Source organism: Pseudomonas sp. TNT2022 ID642, assembly GCF_028656995.1.
Classification (GTDB): domain Bacteria; phylum Pseudomonadota; class Gammaproteobacteria; order Pseudomonadales; family Pseudomonadaceae; genus Aquipseudomonas.
The window spans coordinates 163,059-179,214 of sequence record NZ_JAMDGW010000011.1 but is presented as its reverse complement, the minus strand read 5'-3'; the positions used below and the strand labels follow the sequence as shown (position 1 = coordinate 179,214).

General features: G+C 60.9%; 11 protein-coding genes. 8 read left to right on the top strand and 3 right to left on the bottom strand.

The window, feature by feature from the left end; all coding sequences use genetic code 11:
- The 8 genes from glgX to M5G26_RS12345 all read left to right on the top strand — a co-directional run.
- Positions 1-1,921, top strand: a 1,921-nt coding sequence (glgX, locus tag M5G26_RS12380; RefSeq protein ID WP_273915494.1) for a glycogen debranching protein GlgX, incomplete at its 5' end; no start/stop codon positions are given.
- Position 1,922: 1 nt separating this feature from the next.
- On the top strand, positions 1,923-2,921 hold the full coding sequence (locus M5G26_RS12375; protein WP_273915493.1) for an acyl-CoA dehydrogenase family protein: 999 nt from the start codon (positions 1,923-1,925) through the stop codon (positions 2,919-2,921).
- Positions 2,918-3,676: a PIG-L deacetylase family protein gene (locus M5G26_RS12370; protein WP_273915492.1), complete on the top strand. Its 759-nt coding sequence runs from the start codon at positions 2,918-2,920 to the stop codon at positions 3,674-3,676. The genes M5G26_RS12375 and M5G26_RS12370 overlap by 4 nt, the downstream gene beginning before the upstream one ends.
- Positions 3,673-4,272 carry an SAM-dependent methyltransferase gene (locus M5G26_RS12365; protein WP_273915491.1) on the top strand — a complete coding sequence of 200 codons (600 nt, stop codon included), beginning with the start codon at positions 3,673-3,675 and terminating at the stop codon, positions 4,270-4,272. Before M5G26_RS12370 ends, M5G26_RS12365 begins: the two co-directional genes overlap by 4 nt.
- Positions 4,269-4,955, top strand: a complete 687-nt coding sequence (locus tag M5G26_RS12360; protein WP_134177093.1) for a glycosyltransferase — start codon at positions 4,269-4,271, stop codon at positions 4,953-4,955. The genes M5G26_RS12365 and M5G26_RS12360 overlap by 4 nt, the downstream gene beginning before the upstream one ends.
- 156 nt (positions 4,956-5,111) lie before the next feature.
- Entirely contained in the window at positions 5,112-5,870 is a 759-nt protein-coding gene (locus M5G26_RS12355) for a PIG-L deacetylase family protein (RefSeq protein WP_134177094.1), read from the top strand.
- Between the two features lie 188 nt (positions 5,871-6,058).
- Complete coding sequence (locus M5G26_RS12350; protein WP_016985207.1) at positions 6,059-6,841, top strand: endonuclease/exonuclease/phosphatase family protein; 783 nt, start codon at positions 6,059-6,061, stop codon at positions 6,839-6,841.
- A 389-nt stretch (positions 6,842-7,230) separates the two neighbouring features.
- Positions 7,231-8,298: an autotransporter domain-containing protein gene (locus tag M5G26_RS12345; RefSeq protein WP_150692633.1), complete on the top strand. Its 1,068-nt coding sequence runs from the start codon at positions 7,231-7,233 to the stop codon at positions 8,296-8,298.
- Between the two features lie 124 nt (positions 8,299-8,422).
- Here M5G26_RS12345 and glgB read toward each other — a convergent pair whose 3' ends face one another.
- From glgB to M5G26_RS12330, 3 genes are all read right to left on the bottom strand, one after another.
- The gene (glgB, locus tag M5G26_RS12340) at positions 8,423-10,654 is read right to left on the bottom strand and encodes a 1,4-alpha-glucan branching protein GlgB (protein ID WP_273915490.1); all 2,232 of its coding nucleotides are present in this window, start codon (positions 10,652-10,654) and stop codon (positions 8,423-8,425) included.
- A gap of 2 nt (positions 10,655-10,656) precedes the next feature.
- Positions 10,657-13,998, bottom strand: a complete 3,342-nt coding sequence (gene treS, locus M5G26_RS12335) for a maltose alpha-D-glucosyltransferase (RefSeq protein WP_273915489.1) — start codon at positions 13,996-13,998, stop codon at positions 10,657-10,659.
- Between the two features lie 142 nt (positions 13,999-14,140).
- Positions 14,141-16,138: an alpha-1,4-glucan--maltose-1-phosphate maltosyltransferase gene (locus M5G26_RS12330; RefSeq protein WP_273915488.1), complete on the bottom strand. Its 1,998-nt coding sequence runs from the start codon at positions 16,136-16,138 to the stop codon at positions 14,141-14,143.
- Between the last annotated feature and the right edge of the window lie 18 nt (positions 16,139-16,156).

Here is a 16,156-nt window from a genome sequence, read left to right as displayed (position 1 = left end):
GCACCCGGGGCTGATTTACGGCTACCGCGTCTACGGCCCGTACGACCCGGCCAACGGTCACCGCTTCAACCACAACAAATTGCTCATCGACCCGTACGCCAAGCAACTGGTCGGCCAGTTGAAATGGTCGGAAGCGCTGTTCGGCTACACCATCGGCCACCCCGACGCCGACCTCAGTTTCGATGAACGCGACAGCGCTCCATTTGTACCCAAGTGCAAAGTCATCGACCCGGCGCACACCTGGGGCAACGACCACCGCGTCAGCGTGCCGTGGGACAAAACCATCATTTATGAAACCCACGTGCGCGGCATCAGCATGCGTCACCCCTCGGTGCCGGAGAACGTACGCGGCACTTTCGCCGGGCTGATGGTTGACGATGTGCTTGAACACATTCGCAAGCTCGGTGTGTCCACCGTCGAACTGCTGCCGATCCACGCCTTCGTCAACGATCAGCATCTGCTGCACAAAGGCATGACCAATTACTGGGGCTACAACAGCATCGCTTTTTTCGCCCCTGACCCGCGCTATCTAGCCAGCGGCAAGATTGCCGAGTTCAAGGAGATGGTCGCGCACCTGCACGAAGCCAACCTCGAAGTGATCCTCGACGTGGTCTACAACCACACCGCCGAGGGCAACGAGCAAGGCCCGACCCTGTCGATGCGCGGCATCGACAACGCCTCGTACTACCGCTTGATGCCCGACGACAAGCGCTACTACATCAACGATTCCGGCACCGGCAACACCCTCGACCTGAGCCACCCGTGCGTGCTGCAAATGGTCACCGACTCTTTGCGCTACTGGGCCAGCGAGATGCACGTCGACGGTTTCCGCTTCGATCTGGCGACCATTCTCGGCCGTTATCACGACGGCTTCGACGAGCGGCACAGCTTCCTCGTCGCCTGCCGTCAGGACCCGGTGCTGCGTCAGGTGAAGATGATCGCCGAACCGTGGGACTGCGGCCCCGGCGGCTATCAGGTGGGCAACTTCCCGCCGGGCTGGGTCGAGTGGAACGACAAGTTCCGCGACACCGTGCGCGCCTTCTGGAAAGGCGACGACGGCCAGGTCGCCGATTTCGCCAGTCGCATGACCGCTTCTGGCGAGATGTTCAACCAGCGCGGGCGGCGTCCTTACTCCTCGGTGAACTTCATCACCGCCCACGACGGTTTTACCCTCAACGATCTGGTCTCGTACAACGACAAACACAACGAAGCCAACGACGAGAACAATCAGGACGGCAGCAACAACAACCTGTCGTGGAACCACGGTGTCGAAGGCCCGACCGACGATCCCGAGATCAATGCCCTGCGCCATCGGCAGATGCGCAACTTCTTCGCCACCCTGCTGCTCGCTCAAGGCACGCCGATGATCGTCGCCGGCGATGAATTCGCCCGCACCCAGGACGGCAACAACAACGCTTATTGCCAGGACAGCGAGATCGGTTGGGTCAACTGGGACCTGAGCGAAGACGGCAAGGCACTGCTGAAATTCGTCAAACGCCTGATCAAGTTGCGCATGGCCTATCCGATCCTGCGTCGCGGGCGCTTCCTGGTCGGCGAGTACAACGAAGACATCGGCGTCAAGGACGTCACCTGGCTGGCACCGGACGCCACCGAGATGACCACCGAGCATTGGCACGACGCGCACAACCGCTGCCTGGGCATGTTGCTCGATGGCCGCGCGCAGGAAACCGGGATTCGCCGCAAAGGTGCGGATGCGACGCTGCTGCTGGTGGTCAACGCCCATCACGACATCGTCAATTTCACTTTGCCGGAAGTGCCGGAAGGCAGCTTCTGGACGTGCATGATCGACACCAATCAGCCGTCGATTCGCGGTCAGGAACGCTTCGATTTCGGCCACGAATACTCGGTCACCGGGCGCTCGCTGCTGCTGTTCGAACTGCAACGTGATGAAGAAGATTGATATGGATCTGCACAGTTATCTCGCCCGACGCCCGGCGGATTATCCGCACACCGTAGCCCTCGGCAATTGCCTGCGGGCGCTGGTCGAGGCCGGGCTGGATCGGTTGCCGTTGCCGGGCAGCGGTCACACGCTGGAACGCTTTCAGCGGCTGGCCGAGGTCGGTGGGCATGATCTGGGTTTGTGCAAATTGTTCGAAGGTCATACCGACGCACTGGCGATCATCGAGCAACTGGGTGGCTCGCCGACACCGGGCAGTACGTGGGGCATGTGGGCGGCGGAACCGCCGCAGGCACGGGTCAAAGTCAGTCCGGCCGGGCACATGGTGGCGCTGCATGGACGCAAAGCGTGGTGTTCCGGTGCCGCCGTGCTCAGCCATGCCTTGCTTACCGCGTGGGATGCCGATGATCAGCAACAACTGGTCGCCGTCGCCCTTGATCAACCGGGCGTCACCGTCACTGAACAGGGTTGGCAAGCCGTGGGCATGGGCGCCACGGGCAGTGTTGAGGTGCTGTTCGACGGCGCCGAAGCGCAGGCCATCGGCAACCCCGGCGACTATCTGCAACGCGCCGGTTTCTGGCAGGGCGGGATTGGCATAGCGGCATGCTGGTACGGCGCCGCACGGCAAATCGCCGAAACCTTGCGCAACCAGTGTGGGCAACGCCCGGAACCGCACGCGCTCGCCCATCTCGGTGCGGTCGACAGTGCCTTGCAAGCGGCGGCGGATGTATTACGGTTCAGCGCGCTGCACATTGATGCCCATCCCGAGGACAACGCCGAGTTGCTCGCGCGCCGTGCCCGCGCGGTGGTCGAGCAGTCTGCCGAACAGGTGATGCGTGAAGTCGGCCGCGCGCTCGGCGCCGGGCCGTTTTGCAAGGATCGGCAGTTTGCCCGGCTCAGCGCCGACCTGCCGGTGTTCCTGCGCCAGAGTCATGCCGAACGTGATCTGGCCGCGCTCGGGCAATTGGTGGCCGGGCAATCCGCGGAGGCATGGGCGCTATGAAAGCCAATCCGATTGTCGGCCAGGGCACCAGCCTGCATCAGTGGCAGGCTTCGCGGCATCTGGCGGAGCTGGACAGCATCGACATCCTCAGTCTGGTGCCACCGGGCGCACGGGCGGTTATCGTCGCGCCGCACCCGGACGACGAAGTGCTCGGTTGTGGTGGCTTGCTGCAATTGCTCGCCGCTGCCGGCCGGCCTCTGCAATTGATTTCGGTGACCGACGGCAGCGCCAGTCACCCCGGTTCCAGTCGCTGGCCGGTGGAGCGTTTGAGCGTGGTACGCCCGCAGGAGTCCGCCGAAGCGCTGCGCCGCCTCGGTCTGCCGATGCATCGCGTGAAGTGGCTGCGTGGCGGTTTCACCGACACACAGGTCGCGGCTCAGGAAGCTCAGTTGGTCGATTTCATCGAGCGTCACCTGCGTCCCGGCGACGTGCTGTTCACCACGTGGAGCGAGGACGGTCATTGCGACCACGAAGCGGTCGGCCGCGCCAGTGCCGAGGCTGCGCGCCGGGTCGGTGCGACCTGCCATGAGCTGCCGGTGTGGACCTGGCACTGGGCAACCCCGGAAGACGCATTTGTGCCGTGGCAACGGGCGCGCAAGATTCTCCTGACGCCGGCGCAGGTCGCGCGCAAGCGCCACGCGGTGCACGCCTTCGCCAGTCAACTGGAAGGCGACCCTGACGCCGGACTCGTCCCGGTGCTCGCGCCGTACGTGCTCGATCGCCTGCTGCAGCCTTTCGAAGTGGTGTTTCTATGAGTGTCGATGATCGCTATTTCGACGGACTGTTTGCCGGTAACGATGACCCTTGGGCCTTCCGCGAGCGCTGGTACGAGCAGCGCAAACGCGCGATCACCCTCGCCGCCCTGCCGCGCCCGCACTATCGGGCCATCTTCGAACCGGGCTGCGCCAATGGTGAGTTGAGCGCCGAACTTGCCGCTCGTTGCGATCGGTTGTTGTGCTGTGACACCGCCAGTGCGGCAGTGACTCTGGCGCGTACCCGTTTGAGCCTGTTCGATCACGCCGAAGTGCGACAAAACCGTCTTCCCGGCGACTGGCCGGAGGAAAAATTCGACCTGATCGTATTTAGCGAGATCGGCTACTACCTCGATGGCGAAGATCTGACAGACGTGATCCGTCGGGCCAGTGATTGCCTGACTGCCGACGGCCAGTTCCTCGCCTGTCACTGGCGTCCGCCCATCGACGGCTGCCCGTTGAATGCACGGCAGGTGCACGACCTGATCCACGAAAAACTGCATCTGCCGCGAGTGGTTTTGCATCAGGAAGCGGACTTCATTCTTGAAGTCTGGAGCCGTGAACCGCGCTCGGTGGCGGCATTGGAGGGCTTGCGATGATCGGTATTCTGATCCCGGCGCACAACGAGGAAGAATTGCTCGACGACTGCCTGAACGCGGCCATGCGCGCCAGCCGCCACGGTTTGCTGGCTGGCGAAAAGGTTGAAGTGTTGGTGGTGCTCGACAGCTGCACCGACCGCTCGGCGCAGATTGTCAGTCGCTATCCGGTGCTGAGCCTGCACATCGATGCACGCAATGTCGGCCAGGCCCGGGCGGCCGGCGCACAGCTGTTGCTGGAACGCGGCGCACGCTGGATCTCCTGCTCGGACGCCGACAGTCGCGTGGCCGACGACTGGCTGGTGGCGCAGCTGGGGTTGGGCGCCGACGCGGTATGCGGTACCGTCACTGTCGAACGCTGGCATGAGTCGTTCGATACAGCGGCGCAAATCCGCTATCACCGACATTACCGTGCCTGCGATGGCCATCGGCATATCCACGGCGCCAATCTGGGCATCAGCGCCGACGCCTATCGCTGGGCCGGGGGCTTTAAACCGTTGGCCTGCGACGAAGATGTACAGTTGGTGCGGGAGCTGGAACTGGACGGCGCGAACATCGCCTGGAGCCATCGCCCGCAAGTGCTCACCAGCGCGCGGTTCGACAGTCGTGCGCGCGGTGGCTTTGGTGACTATCTGCGAAATCTGGCACAGATAGAGCAAAAAAAAGCGGATCAGATTGATCTGTGACGCGACGAACTTCGCTTCATGAGCAATACTCTGCTGCGCGGCAATCCAGGGTTCGGAGCGTCGCAAGGCATTCAACCAGCCTTCACGGGTCGACGGCGACTGGCAATCATTGCCACGCATACGGCTGAGGGCGAGACAACACAAGGACGTCAGACCATGAAACCGTTATCCCTCAGCGACAGCAGTCTGCCGGCGCAAATATGGAACAGCGCCGCACAACTGGACAACATTCCCGTCATCAATACTCGCAGCCTGGTGCCCGAAGGTGCCCGCGCCGTGATCATCGCGCCGCATCCGGGTGATGAAGTGGTCACCTGCGGCGGCCTGCTGCAATTACTCTCCAGCCTCGGTCATCCGCTGCAATTGCTCTCGATCACCGATGGCAGCGCCAGCCATCCGGGTTCCCGACAATGGTCGGAAAAGCGCCTGAGCGTGTTCCGCCCACAGGAAAGCGTCGAAGCCCTGCGCCGCCTCGGCCTGCCGATGCACAGCCTGAAATGGGTGCGCGGCGGCTTCACCGACAACGCCCTGTGCGAACAGCAAGCGCAAGTGACCGAGTTCATCAGCCGCTACCTGCGCCCTGGCGATGTGGTGTTCAGCACCTGGCGCGGCGATGGCAACGATGACCATGAAGCGGTGGGCCGGGCCAGTGCGCAAGCAGCGGAACAGGCCGGCGCGACCTTCCATGACGTACCGGTCTGGGCCTGGCACTGGCCCGAGCGCGAGCAGCAACTGATCCCTTGGGAACGCGCGCGCAAACTGCGCCTCGACACCTGGACCGTGGCGCGCAAAAGCCACGCCACCCACGCGTATGCGAGCCAGCTCAAGGGCGAACCGGCGATCGGCATTGCGCCGATGCTGCCGCCGGTGATTCTCGAAAGAATGCGCCTGCCCTATGAAATCGTGTTTGTCTGACAAATTCCCTGTAGGAGCTGCCGCAGGCTGCGATCTTTTGATCTTGATTTGCAGAAGCAGAATCAAAAGATCGCAGCCTCGTTTCACTCGACGGCTCCTACAGATGGATCGCGCGCCCAAGCAAAAGGAACTGCCGCCCCTCCCCATCAGTCGCATGAATAAGCGGCCCGCAATCCAGAGGAGTGAACGTGTCCAGCGATCCCAAGCGTCATGTTGTCGACGCGCCCGTCATCCATCGTTTAAGGGTGCTGACGGTCAACACCCACAAGGGGTTCACCGCGCTCAATCGGCGCTTCATCCTGCCGGAGCTGCGCGAAGCGGTGCGCAGCACCTCGGCCGATCTGGTGTTTCTGCAGGAAGTGGTGGGTGAACACGAACGGCATTCGAACCGCTACAACGAATGGCCGCAAACCTCGCAATACGAGTTTCTCGCCGACAGCATGTGGAGCGATTTCGCCTACGGGCGCAACGCCGTCTACCCCGACGGCCATCATGGCAATGCGCTGCTGTCGAAATACCCTATCCGTGAATACCGCAACCTCGATGTGTCGATCACTGGGCCCGAACGCCGTGGCCTGCTGCATTGTGTGCTCGACGTACCGGGGCACGCTGAGGTTCATGCGATCTGCGTGCATTTGAGTCTGCTCGAAAGCCATCGGCAATTGCAGTTGCAACTGCTCTGCCAGTTGCTCGAATCCCTGCCCGACGATGCCCCGGTGATCATCGCCGGTGACTTCAACGACTGGCAGTTGCAGGGCAACGCCGCCCTCGCCCGTCGCGATTACCTGCACGAAGCCTTCGAGCGTCATCACGGGCGCCCGGCCAAGACCTACCCGGCGCGGTTTCCGTTGTTGCGACTTGACCGGATCTACCTGCGCAATGCCAGCAGCCATGACCCACGGATCCTCGGCAACAAGCCGTGGACACATCTGTCGGATCATCTGCCACTGGCGGTCGAAGTGCACTTGTAGCCGCAATAGTGACAGCAATGCAGGACGCGATAGATCAGCTCATTCGACGATTCAACGTTGCCGACAGACCATCTGTCGGTAACTGAACACCTCTGCGCCGGGGCTTTCGTTGCGTTTTTCCATACAAACAACCACTTAGTTATGTGCAGAAAAACAAACGCTTGCAAACCCTGTTTTGCCACTACCGCTCATCGTTCAATTTCTTGACGGGCGCGCTCGACTCTTCTTATCTCTACCTTACTACCCCCGGAATCACTACCCGGGACGAGCCTTCGGACACTCGCGAAATCGAGCGGCCACGGTTCGCCCCGCTCCATTCGGTCGCCCCTCGTTCGGGGTAGGAGAGACGCCACACAGAGAGAATGCATGCGCCTGCAAGGTAGACCTCCATGAGAACTTCAATCAGCCCACACGAGATCAAAATCACTTTCTGCACAGTGTCGAGTTCTATCTTGCTGTGCTCATCCATGGAGGCGCAGGCCGGTCCTGCGGCGGATGAAACAACCCCGTGGTATCGCGCGGATGTACCCGTAATGACGCTGCCTGCCACCGTCATCACCCCCGGGCCGCAACGCTTCAGCCCACGGCCCGATCTGCAAGGCACACGCTTGATTACCGAAGACCTCGCACCGTCGGCCTGGGATGAGCTATACGGCAGAAGCGCCCGGCAGGCGCAAACCGATGTGCTGTCATCAGGCTACGCAATGCCCGGCAGCGGCGACTTCAAAGGGCCGGCCGTGTTGACTCTGCAAAGTGGTAGCCATACCCAGAAAATCGGACTGATCGGCGGCGTCAATCAGATTCAGGCCAATGGCAATGGTCCGCTTACCAGCCGCGCCCTGGCAGACCCGAACAGCGACACCCTCAATCTGCAAGGCCAAAGCCTTGGCGCTTATTACAGCCTGATCGGCGCCCAGGGCTGGCACGTGGATTTATCCGCCAGCGGCGGCCGGGTCAGCGGCTTCAGTCGCAACGGCCAAGGCGCGCGGCAAGCCACAGAAGGTAGCGCCATGACCTTCTCGGTCGAAGGCGGTTTTCCGATTGGCCTGAGTGAAAACTGGGTGGTCGAACCGCAGGCGCAATTGATCAATCAACGCATCACCCTAGACACGCCGTACGCCGGTTCCGGCAATGCCTCTTCCTCCGATCTGACGGCGTGGAGCGGCCGCGTCGGCGCACGCTTGAAAGGCAGTTACGACCTGAATGGTCTGCCGGTCGAACCCTACGTGCGCACCAACCTCTGGCACACGGTGTACACCGGCAATACCGTGACACTGGATCAGGTCGACAAGATCAGCAGCAGCCGCAAGTCCTCCACCGTCGAACTGGGTTTAGGCCTGGTGGCACGGGTGACGCCGGCGGTGAGTCTGTATGTCAGTGCCGATTACAGCAGTGATGTCGATGACAATGATTTGAACGGGATCATTGGCAGCCTTGGGGTGCGGATGCGCTGGTAAGCGGTGAGCCGGATTTTGAAGGTGTCTGAACTGGCGCCTTCGCGAGCAGGCTCGCTCCCACATTTGAAATGTATTTCCCCTGTGGGAGCGAGCCTGCTCGCGAAGGCCGCGACGCGGTCTCGGATCAGCCCTCCGGTTTAAGGATCAACACCGCCAACGGCGGCAGATTCAACTCCAGCGACAACGACTGGCCATGACTCGGCACTTCCTCGGTAAATGCCCCGCCGCCATTGCCGTAATTGGAACCGGCATAGGTGTCGGCATCGCTGTTAAGCAGCTCAGTCCAGCGCCCGGCAAACGGAACACCGACGCGATAGGCCTGACGCGGCACCGGCGTGAAGTTAGCCACCACCAGCACCGGTTTACCGTCCTTGCTCCAGCGCAGCCAAGCATAAACGCTGTTGATCGCATCGTCGCCGATCAACCACTGAAAACCCTGCGGCGCGTCGTCCTGGTCGTACAGCGCCGGCTCCTCGCGATACAGCCGATTGAGATCGCCAACCAGTTTCTGCACGCCTTTGTGCTCGGAGTACTGCAGCAGATACCAGTCCAGCTGCTGATCGTGATTCCACTCGCGCCACTGGCCAAACTCGCAGCCCATGAACAACAGCTTCTTGCCCGGGTGAGTCCACATGAAACTCAGGTAAGCACGCAAGTTGGCGAACTTCTGCCAGCGATCACCCGGCATCTTGTCGATCAGCGAATGCTTGCCGTGCACCACTTCGTCGTGGGAGATCGGCAGGATGAAACGCTCGGACCAGGCGTAAACCAGACCAAAACTCAACTCGTTGTGATGATGCGCGCGGTACACCGGGTCCTGCTGGATGTAATGCAGCGAATCGTGCATCCAGCCCATGTTCCATTTGTAGGCAAACCCTAGGCCGCCCTGCTGCGTGCTCTGGCTGACACCGGGCCACGCGGTGGACTCTTCAGCGATGACCAGCGCGCCCGGTGCTTCCAGTTCGACCACGTCGTTCAAATGCCGGAGGAAGTCGATGGCTTCCAGATTCTCACGGCCACCGTGGCGGTTCGGCACCCATTCGCCAGCCTTGCGCGAATAGTCGCGGTACAACATCGAAGCCACCGCATCGACGCGCAGGCCGTCGACATGGAAATGCTTCAACCAGTGCAGCCCCGAGGCCAGCATGTAGCCGTGCACCTCGGTGCGCCCGAGGTTGTAGATCAGCGTATCCCAGTCCTGATGGAAGCCTTCCAGCGGGTTGCCGTACTCGTACAGTGCTGTGCCGTCGAACTGCGCCAGACCATGGGTGTCGGTTGGAAAATGCGCCGGTACCCAGTCGAGAATCACGCCGATCTCGGCCCGGTGGCAGGCGTCGACGAATTCGGCAAACTGCGCCGGCGTGCCATAGCGCGCGCTCGGCGCAAATTGCGAGAGCAACTGATAACCCCAGGAACCGCCGAACGGGTGCTCCATGATCGGCATCAGTTCGATGTGGGTGAAACCCAATTCCTTGACGTAGGGAATCAGCCGTTCAGCCAACTCCGGCCAGGTGTACTGTCGCGCCACTTCGCCGAGATCATCCAGCTCGCATTGCCACGAACCTGCGTGCAGTTCATAGATCGACAGCGGCGCCGAATGCTTGTGACGGTCACGGCGGCTGCTCATCCAGTCGTGATCCTGCCAGTCGATTTGCAGCGGCTCGGCGACTTTCGACGCAGTGTCCGGCGGCAGACTGGTGGCCAGCGCCATCGGGTCAGCCTTCAGCGGCAGAATCCCGTGGGCGCCAAGAATCTCGTATTTGTACAATTCACCCGCTTGCAGGCGCGGGATGAACAATTCCCAGACCCCGGACGGATGACGCAAGCGCATCGGATGACGGCGCCCATCCCAGACGTTGAAATCCCCCACTACCGAAACGCGCCGGGCATTCGGCGCCCACACGGCGAAACGAACGCCGTCGACGCCGTCCACGGTTTTCAGCTGCGCGCCGAGACAGGCGCTGAGGTCACGGTGATTGCCTTCGGCGAACAGATACAAATCCATTTCACCGAGTAACTGGCCGAAGCTATACGGATCCTCGGCAACCTGCTCGCCGCCGGCCCAGCGCGTGCGCAACTGATACGGCCGCGCCTGATCGAAATGGCCGACAAACAGCCCCGGTGTTTCAGTCTGCTCCAGTGGCCCGCGTTCTTCGCCGCTGTCCTTGTCCAGCACCACGACACTCAACGCACCCGGTAAATAAGCGCGAATGAACTGCCCACCAGCGCCATCGCCGTGCGGGCCAAGAATGGAAAAAGGGTCGTGATGTTCAGCGCGGACCAAGGCATCGATATCTTTCGCCGAGGGCAGCAATGCTTCTTTGACCGCACCCTGTTCCTTGTTCGAGAAACTCATGACTACTCTCCACCAAGATCGGAAAAGGGTTTAAGCCCCGTCAATAACCCATACAAACCGTGCAACGGCACGGGCAGCCACGTGGGGCGATTTTCGGCTTCATAGGCCACTTCATAGGCCGCCTTCTCCAGGCCGAACAGCGCAAGTGCTGCGTCGGCACCTTCAGGATCTTGCCAGGCATGATCAAGACTAGCTGCCGCGCGGCGATATGCCTGCACAAATGCCTCACGGGCCTCACGCAGATAACGCTCGGCGACCAGACGCCGCGCGGTTTCAGACTCGGCGCTGTGGTCAACGTTGTGCACGTTGATGGTCATTGCCGCCGCATAATCGAACGAGCGCAGCACGCCGCTGACATCTTTGTACGGACTGTGTTTGCCACGCCGCTCGCTCAATGGCCGCGCCGGTTCGCCCTCGAAGTCGATCAGATAGGCATCACCCTTGATCACCAGCACCTGGCCCAAATGCAGATCGCCATGGACGCGAATGCGCAAACCGCCGACGGCTTTTTTCGCCAGATCCTGCACATGGGCGAGGATGGTTTTTTTCTCGTCGACCAGCCGCTTCACCAGTTTCTGATCCGCTGCGCTGAGTTCACCCTGATGCTGCTTGAGCAGTTTCAAGGCGTGCTCGACCTGGGCCACGACATCCTTGCCCGTCGCCTGCATGTCCTTGGCCGTCGACACCTGCGGGGCGAAATCGGCATTGTCCGTAGGCGCGGCAAGCATTTCATGCATTTCGCCCAGACGCTGACCGAGCATGCCGGCAAAATCCTTCAACTCGCCGAGGGCGTTGTAATGCTGTTCCTGCTCGGACATGGCATCGGCCAGTTCATCGCGCAGCGCCCGTTCGAGGTTGTTCTGCGTCCATTCCCAGCCGTCGCCCTGATTGCTTAGATAGCCTTGGGCGATCATCAGCAGATTGTCTTCGCCATTGGCATCGCGGCGGATCACCGAGCCGAGCAGCGGAGAGATATTGGCAAATCCGGCCTCGGTCAGGTAAGCACTCATCTCCAGTTCCGGGTGTACGCCAGAAGCGACTTTACGTATCAGCTTGAGCACCAGGCTGTTGCCGATCACCACCGAACTGTTCGATTGCTCGGCGGACAGATAACGCACCTCCGACTCTGCACCGAGGCCGAGTTTTTCCAGATGCGGCGTCGGTGCGAAGCGGATTTCACCCTCACTCGACTCCAATACCGTGTTGTTCTGCATGCCTTGCAGCACCGCACGAATAAACGCTTCGAGGCTGAACGCATCGGTGATCAGACCGACCTGTCGCACTCGGCGTACACGGGACAAGGCCAATTGCTGCGGCAACGCCGGGCCAACCTGATCTTCAGCAATAAAGCCGAACGGCAGTTGATAGCGACTGGTCTGCCCGCCGCTGGTGACTTCGACTTCGCTGAGCAGCACCGGATGCTGCGCATCGCCGAAACGCACGCCGTAGGCCAGATGCACTTTGTCGATGGCCGCATCCTTGCCCGCAAACCAGCGGCGATTCTGCAGCCAGCTCGGCAGGATGCTTTGCTCCAGCGTCGTACGCGACGGCGCTTCAAGCAGTTCCTCCATGCGTTTTTTCAGCACCAGCGTGGTGAAGTCCGGCAGGCTCTGCGCCGGTTCCACGTGCCAGCTCGGCATCTGGTTTTCCGCCGCCAGGGCGAACCAATAGAAACCGTACGGGGCCAGGGTCAGAAGGAAATTCAACTGGCCAATCGGCGGGAACGCATTACCGCCAAGCATCTCCACCGGCACCATGCCGACGTAGGCCGACAGGTCCAGTTCCACCGCTTGCGCACTGCGCGATACGTTGGCCACGCACAGGATGATTTCGTGTTTGCCGTCGACATCGGTGAATTCGCGGGTGTAAGCCAGCACGCGACGGTTGTTCGGCGAGAGCATTTTCAAGGTGCCACGGCCAAAAGCCTTGGACTGTTTGCGCACCGCCAGCAGACGGCGCGTCCAGTTCAACAGCGAATGCGGATCGCCGGACTGGGTTTCGACGTTGACCGACAGATAGCCGTACTGCGGGTCCATGATCGGCGGCAGCACCAGACTCGCCGGGTCGGCGCGGGAGAAGCCACCGTTGCGGTCGATCGACCATTGCATCGGCGTACGCACGCCGTCGCGGTCACCGAGGTAGATGTTGTCGCCCATGCCGATTTCATCGCCGTAATACAACGTCGGCGTGCCGGGCATCGACAGCAGCAGGCTGTTGAGCAATTCGATGCGGCGGCGATCGCGCTCCATCAACGGCGCCAGACGCCGACGAATACCGAGGTTGATCCGCGCACGGCGGTCAGCGGCGTAGTAGTTCCACAGATAGTCACGTTCTTTGTCGGTGACCATCTCCAGCGTCAGCTCATCGTGGTTGCGCAGGAAAATCGCCCACTGACAATTGGCGGGAATTTCCGGGGTCTGGCGCAGAATATCGGTGATCGGGAAGCGATCTTCCTGGGCCAGCGCCATGTACATGCGCGGCATCAGCGGGAAGTGGAACGCCATGTGGCATTCGTCACCGTTGAGGCCCGCGGCATCGGTATCGCCGAAGTACAGCTGAGTATCTTCCGGCCATTGGTTGGCCTCGGCGAGCAGCATGCGGTCGGGGTAATTGGCGTCGATTTCTGCGCGGATCTGCTTGAGGACGTCGTGGGTCTCAGGCAGGTTTTCGTTGTTGGTGCCGTCACGCTCGATCAGGTACGGAATGGCGTCGAGGCGCAGGCCATCGATGCCCATGTCCAGCCAGTAACGCATCACCGAGAGCACGGCTTTCATCACTTGCGGGTTGTCGAAATTCAGGTCCGGCTGGTGCGAATAGAAACGGTGCCAGAAGTACTGACCGGCGACCGGGTCCCAGGTCCAGTTGGACTTTTCCGTGTCGAGAAAAATGATTCGCGTACCGTCGTACTTTTGGTCGTCATCCGACCACACGTAGAAGTCCCGTGCAGCCGAGCCGGGCTTGGCCTTGCGCGCACGCTGGAACCACGGGTGCTGGTCGGAGGTGTGGTTGATGACCAGTTCGGTAATCACCCGCAAGCCGCGTTTGTGCGCCTCGGCGATAAAGCGCTTGGCGTCCGCCATGGTCCCGTAATCGCTGTGCACGCCGCGGTATTCGGCGATGTCGTAGCCGTCATCGCGACGTGGCGAGGGATAGAACGGCAACAGCCAGATGGTATTGACGCCGAGGTCGGCGATGTAATCGAGTTTGGCGATCAGGCCGGGAAAGTCGCCGATCCCGTCATTGTTGGAGTCGAAAAACGATTTGACGTGAACTTGATAGATCACCGCGTCCTTGTACCAGAGCGGGTCTTTGATAAAGGTGGCTGCCTTGGGTTTCTTCGCCATGTGAAACTCCTGAAAAATTCGTTTCTGCACAGAATCTGATTGTGCTGATCCCCCTGTAGGAGCTGCCGAAGGCTGCGATCTTTTGATCTTGCTTTTAAAAGATCGCAGCCTTCGGCAGCTCCTACAGGGGTTTGGGCAATGCTTAGGTGGCAGTGATTCGCCAGATGCCGAATGGCTGATACGCCGGGTCCAGGCGCATGAACTGGTATTTGCCATGCCAGTCCCAGCGATGCCCGTTCATCAAGTCTTCGCCGTGGGTCGTCGCGTCATCAGGCAGGCCCATTTCCCACAATGGCAGTTCGAAATTCGCCTCCTGCACGTTGTGCGGATCAAGGCTGACCGCCACCAGGATGAAATTGCTGCCGTCAAAGCTGCGCTTGCCGAAATACAGAATGTTGTCGTTCCAGGCGTTGTAGACCTTCAGGCCCAAATGCGTGTGTAGCGCCGGGTTCTGCCGGCGGATGCGATTGAGCTGGGCGATCTCGGCAATGATGTTGCCGGGCGCAGTGAAGTCGCGGACGCGGATCTCGTATTTCTCCGAATCGAGGTATTCCTCTTTGCCCGGCACCGGCGCCGACTCGCACAGCTCGAACCCCGAATACATACCCCACAAGCCCGAACCCATGGTTGCCAGCGCGGCGCGGATCAAAAAACCCGGACGCCCGGATTCGTGCAGGAACGCCGGGTTGATATCGGGCGTATTGACGAAGAAATTCGGTCGATAACACTCGCGCCATGGCGATTCATTCAGTTCGGTGAAATAGGTCGCCAGCTCAGCCTTGGTATTGCGCCAGGTGAAATAGGTGTAACTCTGGGTGTAACCGACCTTGCCCAGCCGCGCCATCATTGCCGGCGTGGTAAAAGCTTCGGCGAGGAAGATCACTTCCGGGTACAACGCGCGCACATCGGCGATCAGCCATTGCCAGAACGGCAGCGGTTTGGTGTGTGGATTGTCAACGCGAAAGATCTTCACGCCCTCCTCGACCCAGCCAATGACGATGTCACGAAGCTCGACCCACAGACTTGGAATGGCGTCCGGCGCATAGAAGTCGACGTTGACGATGTCCTGGTATTTCTTCGGCGGGTTCTCCGCGTATTTGATCGTGCCGTCGGGGCGCCAGTTGAACCAGCCCGGATGCTGTTTGAGCCACGGGTGATCCTGGGAACACTGGATGGCGAAGTCGAGGGCGATTTCCAGGCCATGATCGGCAGCAGCGGCAACGAGTCGCCGGAAGTCTTCGCGGGTGCCGAGTTGCGAGTGGATCGCCTCGTGACCGCCCTCCTCACTGCCGATGGCATAAGGGCTGCCCGGATCATCCGGCCCGGCGGTCAATGAATTGTTACGCCCCTTGCGATGGGCGCGGCCGATCGGGTGGATCGGCGTGAAGTACAGCACGTCGAAGCCCATGTCCTGAATCATCGGCAAGCGCGCGTGCACGTCATTGAAGGTGCCGTGACGGTGCGGATCGTCGGTGATCGAGCGCGGAAACAGTTCGTACCAACTGGCAAACTCGGCCAGTTCGCGTTCAACGTCCACCGGGAACTCAGGACTGACGCTCAAGTAGGCGCGATGATCGGCTTCAGCCATCAATTGCGCACTGCGCGAGTGCAGAAACAACGCGACCTGCTCGGTTTCGAGCAGCCCGGACAATTCGTGGTGCAACGCGGCGAGCTGTTCGCTGAGCTGACCTTCGCTGCGTTCGGCGGCCTGCTGCACCATGCTGCGGCCTTCCTGCAACTCCAGCGAAACCGGTACGGCGGCGCTGTGTTTCTTCTCCAGTTCATACTGGAAACTGGCGAAGTGGTCGATCCACGCTTCGATGCAATACAGGAAGCGCCCCTGCTGTTCAGGGCGGAACTGGCCTTGCCAGCCGTTATTGCCCTGATCGGCCATGACCTCGCTTTGCCAGGTCTGCTCACCTTCCTCGCGCCAGCGGATGCGTACGGCGAGTTTGTCGTGACCGTCGGCAAACACCTTGCTGGTGACCACCACTTCGCGGCCGGCGATCGACTTCACGGCGAACTGCCCGCCATCGAGCGTCGGCATGGTGTTTTCAATGACAATGCGCGGCAGCAGCAACGCCTGCGACAGCGGCATGTGCGGGTTGTAGCTGAGTTCTGAGGGTCTTTCAGCAGTCATTGAGCATCTCTCCTTAAC

What these genes read in the sequence shown, in the direction of transcription:
- M5G26_RS12375 (WP_273915493.1), top strand. Translation starts at nt 1,923, where the DNA reads ATGGATCTGCACAGTTATCTCGCCCGACGCCCGGCGGATTATCCGCAC.
- M5G26_RS12330 (WP_273915488.1), bottom strand. Translation starts at nt 16,138, where the DNA reads ATGACTGCTGAAAGACCCTCAGAACTCAGCTACAACCCGCACATGCCG.
- M5G26_RS12370 (WP_273915492.1), top strand. Translation starts at nt 2,918, where the DNA reads ATGAAAGCCAATCCGATTGTCGGCCAGGGCACCAGCCTGCATCAGTGG.
- M5G26_RS12355 (WP_134177094.1), top strand. Translation starts at nt 5,112, where the DNA reads ATGAAACCGTTATCCCTCAGCGACAGCAGTCTGCCGGCGCAAATATGG.
- M5G26_RS12365 (WP_273915491.1), top strand. Translation starts at nt 3,673, where the DNA reads ATGAGTGTCGATGATCGCTATTTCGACGGACTGTTTGCCGGTAACGAT.
- glgB (WP_273915490.1), bottom strand. Translation starts at nt 10,654, where the DNA reads ATGAGTTTCTCGAACAAGGAACAGGGTGCGGTCAAAGAAGCATTGCTG.
- treS (WP_273915489.1), bottom strand. Translation starts at nt 13,998, where the DNA reads ATGGCGAAGAAACCCAAGGCAGCCACCTTTATCAAAGACCCGCTCTGG.
- M5G26_RS12345 (WP_150692633.1), top strand. Translation starts at nt 7,231, where the DNA reads ATGAGAACTTCAATCAGCCCACACGAGATCAAAATCACTTTCTGCACA.
- M5G26_RS12360 (WP_134177093.1), top strand. Translation starts at nt 4,269, where the DNA reads ATGATCGGTATTCTGATCCCGGCGCACAACGAGGAAGAATTGCTCGAC.